Here is a 12,977-nt window from a genome sequence, read left to right on the forward strand (position 1 = left end):
TTTGCACACGAGACAGATGGGGGCGGCCAGCGGAGGACCTCAAACAGGCTCTGAGGCCTCGGAGGGACCGGATGAACATTCATGAGAATGCGCGTTTGACGCCGTCGGGTCGAGAGCGCCTTGCGCGGTTGGTGATGAGCGGGCTGACACCGCAGGTCGTCGCCGAGACAATGGGCGTGTGCGTGAAGACGGTGCGCAAGTGGGCGGCTCGCTTCCAGGCCGAGGGCGTGGCGGGCTTGCGGGATCGCTCGTCCCGGCCCCACACCCTGCACCGTCCCACTCCGTCCGCCACGCTGGAAGTGACCGAGATCCTGCGTCGGCAGCGCTTCACCGGCTAGCAGATCGCTCGGGACGTAGGCGTCTCGCCCGCCACGGTGAGCCACATGCTCAGCCGCCTCGGTCTCAACCGCATCGCCGCCCTGGAGCCCTCTGAACCCATGCGCCGCTACGAACGTGAGCGGCCGGGCGAGTTGATCCACATCGATATCAAGAAGCTCGGACGCTTTGAACGGACGGGCCATCGCATCACTGGCGACCGCGCCGGCCAGAGCAACGGTCGCGGGATCGGATGGGAATACCTCCACCTCGCCGTCGACGACCATTCCCGGCTGGCCTACTCCGAGATCCTGGCGGACGAGAAACGCGGCTCCTGCCTGACGTTCCTGTTCAACGCCCTGCGCTTCTTCCGCCGCCACGGCGCCACGGTCGAGCGGGTGATGACCGACAACGGGCCCGCCTTCAAGTCCCGGCGCTACGCCAAGGCCTTGCGTCTCTTGCGCATCCGCCACAAGCGAACCCAACCCTACACGCCCAAGACCAACGGCAAGGTCGAACGCTTCGTCCAGACCTCGCTGAGGGAATGCGCCTATGCCAGGGCCTACGGCACCTCCGACCAACGCCGAAGCGAACTGCCTGCCTTCCTCTTCCGTTACAACTGGCAGCGGCTCCACATATGCATCAACACCAAGGCGCCCATCAGCCGACTCAGTCTCTACGAGGACAACCTGTTGATGCTCCACAGCTAGCGGATCTCACCGAAGCCGAGCGCCGGACGATGTGGCGGGACCGGCTCATCTCGCGGGGCTACGTGCGGGCGCGGCCCTGATGGAGCGCCTGTGCGACCTGCGCGGCCGTGTGAGCCCGACGCTCGGCCGTGGCGGTTCAGCAAGGGGGATGCGGCGATCGTTTGCCATTATATTGAATGCAAATTTCATTATCTTCTATATCCGGCCATATTTTCAATCATGTAAAATTAGCTTGTCGGTTTAATCTGACATATATAACTTATGCTCGCGCCGGTCTGGCGGCAATGCAGTATGCAGCGGTTTTTCCGCCATATCTATTGCGGGGAGAGTCATGGCTATCACACTACAAGTCGTTGGTTTGTATTACAAATATTCGCTTGACATACCTTTCAACCAAGGGCCGATAATTACAGTCAAAGAGGTCTTGGATTTTGCTCAAGAAAATCCACAAGGTCAATACTCACTCAGCTATAGCGTCGGACAAGGGGCAGGCGCCAGCTACATTGACTTCATCATGACGGATATCCAAGGGGAATTTGCCTCTCCCGTGAGCGGCACAAAGTATATAGGTGGACAATTCAGTCTGAAGCAGTCGTTCGCCGGCATAGGCCGGGGTGATTATACAGTCTGTCAGTACTACATACGCGACCAGAAACATCTTCCTATTTCCCTGCCGACCGGGCCTGAGACGTCATTTGAACAGGCGAACGTCGTCCAGGATGGCTACACCGTCATCTGGCGCCTCGTTACGATCTGTAACGCGATCCCCGTCCTGCAAACCGGACCGGCTGCAAGCGCGGCGCCGACCGTGCAAGGCGCTCCCCGCATGAACGCGAGGCTGGCGAAGGTCGTCGGCAAGCCAGCGAAGAAAGCGTGAGAGTAGGGTCGGCCGTTCTGATGATAGCATGAGTGTCAGAGCGCGGCCCGAGCTTCGTGCCGGCCGGCCGCGGCCGTTCGATTATCCTTGCATCAACGCTCTTGAGTTAGGTTGCTGCATAATAGCGAGGTCGTCCGTAGGGCCACCATAGCCGCGTCGTCGATGTCTACGCCTGCCTAGATCCGTAAACGGCCGGTGGTTGCAAGATCAGTCAGGGCAGCTGTGTCCGAAGGCGATGCCGGTGCTGCTCACAACGCCGGAGGAGTGGGCGGCATGGCTGGAGGCGCCGATCGGTGAGGCTCTGGAGCTGCAACGCTCTCTGCCGGACGGCGAAATGCGGGAGGTCAGCGGAAAGACGAGAACTAAGCTGGGGTGCAAGACATAGCGTTGCACCCCCATTGCACCCCAAACCGATGCGTTGGGGTGCAGAGCATCAGGTTTTCTGAGCTAAATGCTTGACAAGGTTGGTGCTGCGAGGGGGGATCGAACCCACGACCTCCTCATTACCAATGAGGTGCTCTACCACTGAGCTACCGCAGCAGGGGGTCGGGTGCCCGAGGGGCGTCTTGATCCGGCCGAGTGGGGCCTTAAAGGATTGGCCGTGGCTTGGCAATCGGAGGCCCGGCAACCACGACCTGAGACCCGGACGGTCAGCCATCGCACTGACGACAAGGCCGCGGGCTTCACCCCTTCTTGTCGTCGCGCCTCAGCGCGGCGCGGATGATGGCAGCGAGCCCGGGCTCGGTCACCGCTTCGGCCGCTTCGGAGGGTGTAAACCAGCGCTGCTCGCGCTCGTGCTGCTCGGGCCAGCGCTTGCGCTGCCTGCGCACCTCGAAGGGAAACACCTTCACTTGGCACAGCACCGAATCGCGGTTCTTCAAGCGCTTCTCGTAGAGGTAGAACCCGAGCGGGCGCTTGCCGATATGGCCCAGCAGACCCGCCTCCTCGTAGGCTTCCCGGGCTGCGGCCTCGAAGGGCTTGCGGCCCTTCATCGGCCACCCCTTCGGGATGACCCAGCGCCTGCTCTCGCGCGACGTCACCAGCAGCACCGCGTAGCGCCCGTCCGACTCGCGCCGATAGGGCAGCGCGCCGACCTGACGCCGCGGCTCGCGCTCACTGTCGACGGGCACCGTGGTCATGCCGAAGCCGACGACGCGATCGCCCGGCGCGGCGGAGGATCAGCCAGATGTTTCGAGGCAGGTGCCAACACGACGGACCACCTCCTGCGCGTCGATGCGGCGGCGCTTCTGCCGGGGGGATGAGGCGTTCAGTGGATCAGGGCGTCGATCTCTTCAACCAAAAACTTACCCGGCAAATGAAAGCTTGAGGACGCTGCGTCACGGGCATGGCCCGAGGAAGCTCGCGCGCCTTCGTGAACCGCGGCCTTGTCGCGCGCGGGGAGCGTTCGTGCCGCGAGGCCGGCGAGGGATCACTGCCAGAGCATCGGTGCCGCAGCACCGAACCAGGGCCGGTTTAATGCTGCGACGCCGACGGTTCGTGCGAAACTTGACCCTTCGTAATCGGCGCGCTCAGCCGAAGCGGCGGGCCTTGGCCTCGGCATCCTCGGGGCCGGCGGCGTCCGGTGCGCGCGGCAACGGCAGGACCACCGGGATCGCCGTGCCCTGGGCCATGGGGCCGGTGGCGGGCGGCGGATCGACCCTCGGTGGCTCGGACGCGACCGGAGCCTCCATGGCCGCAACGGACATGTCCGTCGGCTCCGGCGTGAGCGCCGGAGCGGCGATGGCCGCGCTCCCGAGCGGCACTGACGAGGGGGCAGCGTCCGGCTCGTCCATCGGCGACGGTCCGGACAGAAGATTCGGCGGTTCCTGCCACACGAAGGCATCGATGCGGCCCGAGACCGGCGAGACCGGCTCCCAGGTCTGCGAGACGATGCCGTCGGCGATCCAGATGGGATCGCGCGGGGCGTGCGCGGCGCGGGCGAGCCATTCGCGGGCCCGGCCGGAACCGGCGCCGTGCTCGGCGTCCTCGATCCGCGCCATCATCAGGCAGGTGCGCACCGTCGGCCTGTCGGCGAGCAGAGGCTGGAGGGCATCGCGGGCTTGCGGGAGGGCGCGGGCGTCGTAGGCGGCCTGCGCGATCGCCAAGCGCGCCTCCGGCGCCCAGGAGGACAGCTTGGCCAGCGTCTCCGCCCGCGCCAGCCGATCTCGCACCGAGTCGCCGGTGCGCAGGGTCAGGTAGATCTTGGCGAGATCCGGGTGCGGGTTGGCCCTCCAGGCCGCCTCGACGATCTTGGCCGCCTTCTTCAGCTCCCCGCGCCGGGCCAGCAGACGGCCGGCGATGCAGGCGGCGGGCACAAGGTCGGGGGCGAGCTTGACCGCCTGAAGCGCCCGCTCGGTCGCGGCTTCCGGCTCGCCGGCCTCGCGCACCCGGGCCGCCGCAGTGAGCAGGACCGCGCGCTGGCGCCGGGCATCGGCCTTGTCGATGAGGCCCAGCGCGCCGCGCCGCTCCACCGTCTCCAGGGCGCCCCCCCAGTCGCCGTCGGCGCACTGGGCCTCCAGCACCGCGTCGTTGGCCCAGGTGACGCTCGGCGCCAGCCGCGCGGCCTCCATCGCGTATGCGCGGGCCAGGACGGCGTCCTCGCGGCGGCGCGCCTCGACGAACAGGCCGCGCAGGCCGAGCACCCGCGTCTCGGGATCGTCGACCATGCGCTGGAACGCGTTCTCGGCCGCCTGCCGATCGCCGGAGATCTGAGCGGCCTGCGCCTTGAGAAGGAGCGTGAGCGGCTCGGCGCCGAGCAGGCGCTCGGCATCCCCCGCGTGCCGCCGGGCCGCCAGCGGATCGCCGGAGCCGACCGCGACCATCCCCCGCGACAGGGCGGTGAAGCCCTTGGCCCGGCGGCGCTCGCGCGAGCCGTTCACCAGGGTGTCGGGCAGGGTGATGATGCCGCGCACCACGGCCCAGATCAGGCCGAGCACGACCGCCGCGACGAGCACGCCGACGAGGGCGATGGCGAGGCTGGTGGCCACCTCGTAGCCGTTCCAGACGATGGTGACCGAGCCGGGCCTGTCGGCGATCCAGACCGCCCCAAAGGCGGCGATGGCCAGCAGGGCCAGGAAGGCGAGAGCGCGCCACATGGATTCAGAGTCTCCTGTCAGCCGCCGGCCGGGTCACGTCGCGACGATAGGGATCGGGCGAGGGCGCGCACGGCCCACGCGTGTCGGCATCTCGGGCGCGGTCGCTCAACGGCCGGGGGCCGGAGCGGGCGTCGGCAGCCCTTTGAACGCATCCGACAGGAGGGCCTCGGCCGCCTGCGCCGCCTTGGCTCGGCTCCTCAGCGTCGCGCCGAAGCCGCCGCCCAGCGCCTGTGCCTCCTGCGGCATCTCTGCGTAGGCTTGCGCCGCCTCGCGGATTGCGCCCCGGTCGAGGGCCCCTCGCACCTTCGCGACCGGATCGGCCTCGGACGCTTCGGGCGCCGCCGGGGCGTCGACCTTGCGGACCTGGACGATGGACTCCGTCATGCTGAGGAAGCGGCGCTTCAGGTCGCCGCTCGCGGCGACCTCGCGCGCGTCCGCGGCCCTGCGTACCGCCGCAATCTTCTCCGCGATCAGCTGGAAGTCCGCGGCGAGTTGCGCCGCAGTCGGCGCGCCCGCCTCGGCGAAGGGCGCGAGTGCGTCGACGCGGCTCGCATCGCCCGTCTCCAGCCTGCGCAGGCTCGCCAGCGGCTCGGCATAGGCGCGGCCGGCATCGAGCGCGCCGACGACGCGGTCGACAGTCACGACCTTGAGGGCGGCCTGAACCGCGCTCGCCTCGGCGCGCAGCGCCACCGCCTTGTCCAGCGCCGCGATCCTGCCGGACTGGTCCTGCAGGCGGCGGTCGAGGGCGCTGGTCGCCTCCTGCGCCTGGGTCTTGCCGGCCTCGGCCGCGTCCCGGGCCGCCTGTGTCGCGGTCTGGACGGACTCGGTCGCGGCCTTGACGCGCTCGTCGAGCGCCTTCTGCAGGGCGTCAAGGCGCTGGCCCAGCGCCTGATCGGCCTCGCCATTCGCCTTGGTCCGCGCCTCGACCTCGCCCTGGAGCGCGGCGAGCTTCGGCGCGAGATCGGCGGGCGCGGCGGTGCCCTCCGCGTTCATTTTGCCCTCCAGGGCCTTCACGCGCTCGTCGAGGGCGGAAGCCTGCCTAACCGCCTCCTTGGCCGCCTCCTTGGCCCCGTCCCCGGCCTGGACCACGCCGAGCCGGGACTCCGCCGGCTGCTCGCGGCCGGGCTCCTCCTGGAGGGCGGAGACGCGCTGGTCGAGGCCGTCGAGCCGGGCGGCGAGATCGGCCGGGAGGGCCGAAGGGGAACTCGCGGCCTGGCCCTCGGCGGGTGCCGCTATGGTTGGGGCGGGTGCCGCGTTCGCCCGGTCGAGGGCCTGCTTGGCCGCGGCTTCCGCAGCCTTGACCGCGTCGGGCAGGGGCTTGAGCGCCGCCTCGCTCGCGGCGACCCGCCTGTCAAGGGCGGCGACCGCGTCGCGGGGGCTCAGCGTCGCCAAGCGCTGGTCGAGGCCCGAGACCTGTCCGGACACCCGCTGGTCGAGGGCGTTGATCCGGGCCTCGTCGCCGGTATTGCCGAGAACTCCGGCCCGCTCGATCGCGAACAGCAGCCCGGCGCCGATCACGCCGCCGAGGAGCCCGGCGGCCGCGACCGAGCCGAAGCCCGGTCCGCGCGCCGGTGCCGCGGCAGGGGTAACGCGGGGCGGCGTGCCGGCCCCGGTCGATCCGGCGCCTGGTCCGGCCGGCCTCGCGCCGGCCTCCGCCCCGTCGGTGGCCGGCCGTCCCGCCGCAGCGCTGCCCGTGGCCTTGCCCGCCGCGGCGCTGCCCGTGGTCTTGGCCTCGCCGCCGGCACCCTTCGCGTCGTCCGCGACGCGCTTGGCCCTCATGTCGATGATCGGTCCGTCGGTGAGGCTGCCGCTGCTGCGCGGGCCGGTGGGCGACGCACTGCCCGGACCGGACTTCGGCGGCTGCGATGACGACCCCGCCCCAGGCCTTCCGGACTCCGGCCTGGACGGCCCGGGCTGCACCATCTCGGGCTTGGGCGCAGGGGTGGCGCTCCCCGGCTTTCCCGCATCGGGCTTTCCCGCGACGGGCGCGGAGCCGGGCTTGGCCGTCTCGACGGGGGCGGTCGCGGGCTTCGGCGGCTCGGCCGCGGGCCCACCCGCCCGGCCCGGTGCGGCTGCCGGCGCTGCCGGACTGGACGAAGCCGGTTCGCTGCCGCGCTTGGGATCGATGACGCCGGCCCGCAGCGCGCTCGACCCCGTGGTCGCCGGCTGAGCGGGCTCGACCCGCGGTCCGGCGGAGATCGGCGGATCGATGGGGGCCGCATCGGGCTTGCCCGGCAGCGTTCCGCTGGTATTCGGTCCAGGGTCCGGCTTCGCATCGAGGCCGGACGCAGGCGTCTGAGGAGCCTGGGCGGGCTTGCCCGGCTCGGCCGCGGGGGCGGCCTCCGGCTTCGGGGCACCGGGGTTCGGGCGGTTGGCGTCGTTCGGTGGCTTCACGTCCCGCTCTCTCCAATCTCGACATCCGGAACGACGCCGCCCGCGCATGCGTCCCGCGATGCCCCGTCCCGCCGCCCGGAACGACGGCCTCCGCGGTGAGGTGGCCCGTCGGCCGAGATCACCGCCCCTCCTATCACCCCCGTCTCGGCCGAGGCGAGGCCCGATGCGACGGCGCGGGACCGATGTTAGCTCAGACCCGCCAGGAGGTCGTCCTCGCGCGGCCGTGCCGCGACGAAGCGCGCCGTGATCCCGGATGTCTCCAGCGCCGCGGCCACGTCGTCCGACAGGCAGTAATGCCTCAACGCGCGGAAAGCTCCGCCTTGACCGGCACCTTGCGCGAGTTCGAGGGCGACGGTCGCGCTCCGGCGGGAATAATGCAGCGCCGCATCGAGGCCCGGCGGCTTGGCCCCGAGCGCCGCGGCCGCGGCCTCCGGCAGGTGGGCGAGCGGCTCGGCCGCGTAGGCGACCAGGGTCTCGAACGCGTAGCCCGCAGCCGACAGCGTGGCGGCCGGCTCCGCCTTGCGCTCGGCGCCCGCGACGTGGAGCAGGCGCGCGCCGGGCCGCAGGCGCGCCGCGATCAGCACCGCGAGCGCGGCGGCGTCGCCCGCGCCCGCCTCGACGGGACCGAGGCGAGCCCGCAGCGCGAGCGCCGCCGTGCGGGCGCCGACCGCGAAGACCGGGATGCCCTGAAGCGACGACACCTCGGTCGTCGCGAGCAGGGCCGCGAGCGCGTTGGCGCTGGTCAGCAGGATCGCGTCGACGGCCCCCTGCGGCAGGCTCGCTCCGGTCGGCCGCACCGTCAGCACCGGCGCGACCAGCGGCCGGTGGCCCAGCGCCGCGAGGCGCTCGGCCGTGCGCGAGGCGCCGGGCTCGGGCCGCGCCACCCAGATCCGCACTCAGCCCTCCAGGCTCAGCCGGATGCCGTGGTGGGCGGTGGCACCCGGTGCGAGGCTCCGCTGCGCGTCCCGCTCCGACAGGTCACCGGCGAACCCGGCCCAGTCGGCGTGGCCGGTCCAGGCTTCGAGGGACAGGAACGGGGCGGCCGGCTTCGTCCAGACGGCGAGGTGAGGGAAATCCTCCACGCTCATGCGGATCGCCCGGCCGCCGGGGCCGGTGAACCGCATCGTGCGGCTCCGCGCCTCGCGGAACACCAGCGCCTCGGTGAAGAGCGCCGGGTCGAGGGGCAGGGTGTCGCCGTCGAGCGGAATCGGGCGCTCGTCCCGCAGCAGCAGGCCGCCCGGCCCGACCTCGGGTGCGAAGGCGCGCTCAGGCTGCTCGAATACGACGGCGTAGCCGCCGCCGGCCGCCCGCGTCCCGCCGGCAAACGGCCACGGAAAGGCCGGGTGGAAGCCGAGCGCGTAGGGAAGTGGGCTCTCGCCCGGATTCGAAACCGCGACCGTGAGGTCGAGCCCCGCGGGGCGCACGCGCGCGGTGATGTCGAGGCGGAACGGGAAGGGATAGTGCGCCAGCGTCTCCGGCGACGCTTCGAGCCCCAGCGTCACCGTGTCAGTAGATTGCGCCGTCACGGCGAAGGACAGGTCGCGGGCGAAGCCGTGCTGGGCCATCGGGTAGGTCTCGCCCGCGACCCGCACCACGCCGCCGCTCGACGCGCCAACCACCGGGAAGAGCCAGGGCGCGTGCCGGTTCCAGTGCTCAGGGTCGCCGCTCCAGAGGTATTCCCGCCCGCCCACCCGCCAGGAGACCGGCTCGGCGCCGCGCAGCGCGACCGTCGCGGTCGTGCCGTCCAGGGCCGTCAGGGCAATCGAATCTGCCATCGTGCCTACCCTCCGTCAGGTCGCTTGGGCGAGGCGCCACGCCTCGAAGGTGAGGAGCGGCCACAGTCCGACCGCGTGGTTGTGCGTGCCGGCTAGGTGCTCCCCGAGCATGATGCGGACCCGTTCCCGGTCGAGAAAGCCGCCACCCGCGCCGGGTCCCATCAGAAGCGCGCGGGCGTAGGCGCGCAAGGGGCCGCGCAGCCAAGCGGCCAACGGCGGGGCGAAGCCCTGCTTGCGCCGCGCGAACAGCGCCGGCGGCACGTGCCGGGCGAGCACCGCGCGCAGCGGCCACTTCCCCCGGCCGTCGCGCGTCAGGACGGCATCGGGCAGCGTCCAGGCGAATTCCACGACCGCGCGGTCGAGAAGCGGCACCCGCGCCTCCAGGCCAACGGCCATGCTCGCCCGGTCGACCTTGGCCAGCACGTCGTCCGGCAGGTAGGCCAGCGCGTCGAGCCGCCGCATCCTGTGCGGGAGCGGCAGGTCGGAGGGCTCGTCCATGGGGCTCGGCAGGCCGGGTACGCCGCGGGCGAGCGCCCGCGCGTCCGGGTTGAGGGTGAGGAGCCGCCGGTAGAGGTCGAAGCCGGTGCCCGGCAGTTGCGCCCCGGCCTTGCGCAGGCGGTCGGCCGCCTCCGGCCCACCCCAGGGCTCGGGCAGCGCGCGGGCGAGCACCGCCGTGGCCCCGCGCGGCGCGCACCGGATCGCGCCCGCGGCGAGCGCCCGCAGCGGACGCGGCACCGGCTCGATGCGCTGCGCGAACCGGCGGGCCAGGGCGTAGCGGTCGTAGCCGGAGAACAGCTCGTCGCCGCCGTCCCCCGACAGCGCGACGGTGAGGCCGGCACCGCGCACCGCCGCGCAGAGCAGGTGCGTCGGCAGGCCGGAGGGGTCGGCCAGCGGCTCGTCGAAGATCGCAGGCAGCCGCTCCACCAGCGCCAGCGCCTCGGCCTCGCCGATCGGGATCGTGGTGTGGTCCGTGCCCAGATGGCGCGCCACGGCTGCCGCGTGCGGGCTCTCGTCGAGGCTCGGGTCCTCGTGGAACCCGGCGGCAAAGGTCCGCGGCCGGCCGCCGCCCGCCGCCATCAGCGCGGCAATGGTGGAGGAATCGACGCCTCCCGACAGGAAGGCGCCCAGCGGCACGTCGCTCATCAACTGCCGCCGCACCGCCGCCGCCAGGATCGTCTCCAGCGCGTCCGCGGCGTCCTCCGCCGATCCGCGGAACGGCTCGGCCCGGCCCCGGGCGATCGCGGCGTCGAGGCTCCAGTAGGCCTCGATCCGCGGCGCCTCCCCGGGGCGCCAGGACAGGATGTGGCCGGCTGCGAGCTTCTCCACGCCGCGGAGGATCGAGCCCGGCGCCGGCACGTAGCCGTGGCGCAGCAGGCTCGACACCGCCGCCGGGTCGATCTCCGGACCGAAGCCCGGGCAGGCGGTGAGCGCCGCGAGCTGCGAGCCGAACAGCAGGCGCCGCGCCTCGCAGGCGAAGAACAGCGGCTTCACGCCCATCCGGTCGCGGGCGAGCCAGAGGCGCCGTTCCCGCCGGTCCCAGGCGGCAAAGGCGAAGATGCCCTCGACCTGGGCCAACGCCCCCGCGACGCCGTCGCGGGCGATCAGGGCGACCAGCACCTCCGTGTCGGAGGCGCCGCGGAAGGGATAGCCCGCGGCCTCCAGCCCAGGGCGATGCGCGAGGGCGTCGTAGAGCTCGCCGTTGTAGCTCACCACCCAGCGCCCGTCGGCCGACGCCATCGGCTGGGCGCCGGCCTCACTCAGCTCGACGATGGCGAGCCGCCGATGGCCGAGCGCGACGCCGCGCTCCGGATCGCTCCAGATCCCGCGCCCGTCCGGGCCGCGCCGGGACAGCGCGTCGGTCATCGCGTCCGCCGTCCCGCCGAGGGCGTCGGCGGAGAGCCGAGGGTCGATCAGGCCGGCGATGCCGCACATGGGGTTTATGGATCGCTCAGGCCGCGGCGCCGAGGTGCGGCGTCACCGCGTGCAGCGGGCCGGAGGCGACGAGGCGTCCGGCCTCCAGCACGTGCACCACGTCGGCCGCTTCCAGGCTGCTGAGCCGGTGCGCGATCATGATCAGCGTGCGCTGGCCGGCGAGCGCGCCCAGGGCTGTCATCACCGCGCCCTCGGTCTCGCCGTCGAGCGCCGAGGTCGCCTCGTCGAAGACGATCACGTCGGGGTCGTGGTAAAGCGCGCGCGCGATGCCGATCCGCTGGCGCTGGCCGCCGCTGAGCCGCGCGCCGCGCTCGCCGACGCCGGATGCGTAGCCTCCGGACAGGGCGCGGACGAAGTCGTGGGCGCCGGCGAGCCGCGCTGCCCGCTCGACCGCCGCCATGTCGACGGGCCACACGCCGAGCGCGATGTTCTCGGCCACGCTTCCGTCCACCAGGAACACGTCCTGCGGCACGTAGCCGATGCGGTTCTGCCACGCCGGCAGGCTGGCCACGTCGAGGACCGCGCCGTCCACGGTGATGCGGCCGGCACTCGGGCTCAGGACGCCGAGCACGAGGCCGGCCAGCGTCGACTTGCCCGAGCCCGTGCGCCCGACGAGGCCCACCGTGGCGTTGACCGGAATCGTCAGCGTCACGTCCGCCAGCGCCGCACGGCCGGGCTCGTAGTCGAAGCCGACGCCCTCCAGGCGGATCGCGTCGCGGAACGGCAGGCGCGCGTCGCTCCGCGGCCGGGGCAGCGCCTCGCCGGCGAGCGCGTCCACGATCACCCGCACCGCCGGCAGGTAGAAGCGCAGCAGCGCGAGCGAGGTGAAGATGTTCTGGAAGGCCGGCAGCATCCGGTATCCAGCGAACGCGAACAGGCCGAGCAGCGGCAGGATGCCCGCCGTGTCGAGGCCCTGGGCGAGCGCGAACAGCACCACCACGATGACGCCGCCGAAGGCCAGCGCCTCGATGACGAAGCGCGGCATCTGCCCGGTGAGCAGGCTCGCGGCGGTGGCCCGGGCGTAGGCGCGCGCCGGCGCGTCGAACCGCCCGGCGAAGGCCTCCGCCCGGCCGTAGAGCTTGAGTTCGGTCAGCGCGCCGAGCGTCTCCTGCACCACTCGGTAGCGGCTCTCGTTGTCGGCCACCGCCCGCGCGCCCAGGGCGGCGAGGCGGGCGCGCATCACGAGGTAGATCGCGACGTAGAGCCCGCCGAAGCCGCCGCCGAGGATCAGCGCGAGGCGGGGCGCGTAGATCAGCAGGAAGACGACGACGGCGAGCGCCGAGATCGCCCGGGACGCGATCACGGTGGCCGGCGTCAGCACCCCGATGACGAGGCGGTCGGTCTCGGAGAGCACGGTCTTGGCGAGCTCCGCGCTGTTGGCGTACGCGAAGAACAGCGTCTCGCGGGCGAGGTAGCGGAACAGCAGCCGGCGGGCGAAGCCGTAGCCAGTGAGATGCGTGAACAGGAGCTGCGCGTAGGTCAGCCCTGCATTGACCACGGCGGTGACGAGGATCGCCAGCAACGCCCCCACGCCCGTCGCGATCAGGAAGCCGCGGTCGTCGGTGAGACCGAGGGCGTCGCGGGCGTGGGCGAGGTAGGGAACGCGCGCGGCCGCGGACGGGTCGCCCACCAGCGTCAGGAACGGCACCACCGAGGCGACGCCGACCACTTCGAGGAGGCCAGCCCCGGTCAGCCCCAACGCGATCAGCGCGAGCCTGCGCCGGTCCCGCGCCCGCATGGCGCGCACGAGGTCGATCAGCGCGCCCAACGGGCCGACCTTCTCGAAACGTCTCGGATCGCGGCGGGCGGCGGGGGGGTCAAGCGCATTGGGCGTCAAGCGCATAGAGGCCCGGCGCCGGCCTGTCCACGCAGCGGACCG

General features: G+C 72.0%; 9 protein-coding genes, 1 tRNA gene and 1 pseudogene. 3 read left to right on the forward strand and 8 right to left on the reverse strand.

Going from position 1 to position 12,977, the window contains the following annotated elements; all coding sequences use genetic code 11:
* Positions 1–71 precede the first annotated feature (71 nt).
* Both ACFE8Y_RS02765 and ACFE8Y_RS02770 read left to right on the forward strand, forming a co-directional pair.
* Positions 72–1,025, forward strand: a pseudogene (locus ACFE8Y_RS02765) (IS481 family transposase).
* A gap of 331 nt (positions 1,026–1,356) precedes the next feature.
* Positions 1,357–1,902 (forward strand): hypothetical protein, encoded by a 546-nt coding sequence (locus ACFE8Y_RS02770; RefSeq protein ID WP_375462861.1) that lies wholly within the window; start codon positions 1,357–1,359, stop codon positions 1,900–1,902.
* A gap of 465 nt (positions 1,903–2,367) precedes the next feature.
* On the opposite strand, the gene ACFE8Y_RS02775 is transcribed toward ACFE8Y_RS02770, so the two are convergent.
* The 4 genes from ACFE8Y_RS02775 to ACFE8Y_RS02790 all read right to left on the reverse strand — a co-directional run bounded on the left by ACFE8Y_RS02775 (position 2,368) and on the right by ACFE8Y_RS02790 (position 6,776).
* Positions 2,368–2,442, reverse strand: a tRNA-Thr gene (locus ACFE8Y_RS02775).
* A gap of 143 nt (positions 2,443–2,585) precedes the next feature.
* Positions 2,586–3,041, reverse strand: a complete 456-nt coding sequence (locus ACFE8Y_RS02780; RefSeq protein ID WP_375462862.1) for an NUDIX hydrolase — start codon at positions 3,039–3,041, stop codon at positions 2,586–2,588.
* A gap of 390 nt (positions 3,042–3,431) precedes the next feature.
* Entirely contained in the window at positions 3,432–4,997 is a 1,566-nt protein-coding gene (locus ACFE8Y_RS02785) for a heme biosynthesis HemY N-terminal domain-containing protein (RefSeq protein WP_375462863.1), read from the reverse strand.
* A gap of 105 nt (positions 4,998–5,102) precedes the next feature.
* Positions 5,103–6,776 carry a translation initiation factor 2 gene (locus tag ACFE8Y_RS02790; RefSeq protein WP_375462864.1) on the reverse strand — a complete coding sequence of 558 codons (1,674 nt, stop codon included), beginning with the start codon at positions 6,774–6,776 and terminating at the stop codon, positions 5,103–5,105.
* A 19-nt stretch (positions 6,777–6,795) separates the two neighbouring features.
* Here ACFE8Y_RS02790 and ACFE8Y_RS02795 point away from each other — a divergent pair, with 19 nt between their 5' ends.
* Positions 6,796–7,167 carry a hypothetical protein gene (locus tag ACFE8Y_RS02795; RefSeq protein ID WP_375462865.1) on the forward strand — a complete coding sequence of 124 codons (372 nt, stop codon included), beginning with the start codon at positions 6,796–6,798 and terminating at the stop codon, positions 7,165–7,167.
* 409 nt (positions 7,168–7,576) lie between these two features.
* Here ACFE8Y_RS02795 and ACFE8Y_RS02800 read toward each other — a convergent pair whose 3' ends face one another.
* From ACFE8Y_RS02800 to ACFE8Y_RS02815, 4 genes are read right to left on the reverse strand one after another with little or no spacing between them, the layout of a single operon-like run.
* The gene (locus ACFE8Y_RS02800) at positions 7,577–8,287 is read right to left on the reverse strand and encodes a uroporphyrinogen-III synthase (protein WP_375462866.1); all 711 of its coding nucleotides are present in this window, start codon (positions 8,285–8,287) and stop codon (positions 7,577–7,579) included.
* Positions 8,288–9,166 carry an aldose 1-epimerase family protein gene (locus tag ACFE8Y_RS02805; RefSeq protein ID WP_375462867.1) on the reverse strand — a complete coding sequence of 293 codons (879 nt, stop codon included), beginning with the start codon at positions 9,164–9,166 and terminating at the stop codon, positions 8,288–8,290.
* Between the two features lie 15 nt (positions 9,167–9,181).
* Positions 9,182–11,098 carry an asparagine synthase (glutamine-hydrolyzing) gene (gene asnB, locus ACFE8Y_RS02810; protein ID WP_375462868.1) on the reverse strand — a complete coding sequence of 639 codons (1,917 nt, stop codon included), beginning with the start codon at positions 11,096–11,098 and terminating at the stop codon, positions 9,182–9,184.
* Positions 11,099–11,114: 16 nt separating this feature from the next.
* Entirely contained in the window at positions 11,115–12,866 is a 1,752-nt protein-coding gene (locus ACFE8Y_RS02815; protein WP_375462869.1) for an ABC transporter ATP-binding protein, read from the reverse strand.
* Between the last annotated feature and the right edge of the window lie 111 nt (positions 12,867–12,977).

This window comes from uncultured Methylobacterium sp., assembly GCF_964242245.1.
Classification (GTDB): Bacteria; Pseudomonadota; Alphaproteobacteria; order Rhizobiales; family Beijerinckiaceae; genus Methylobacterium.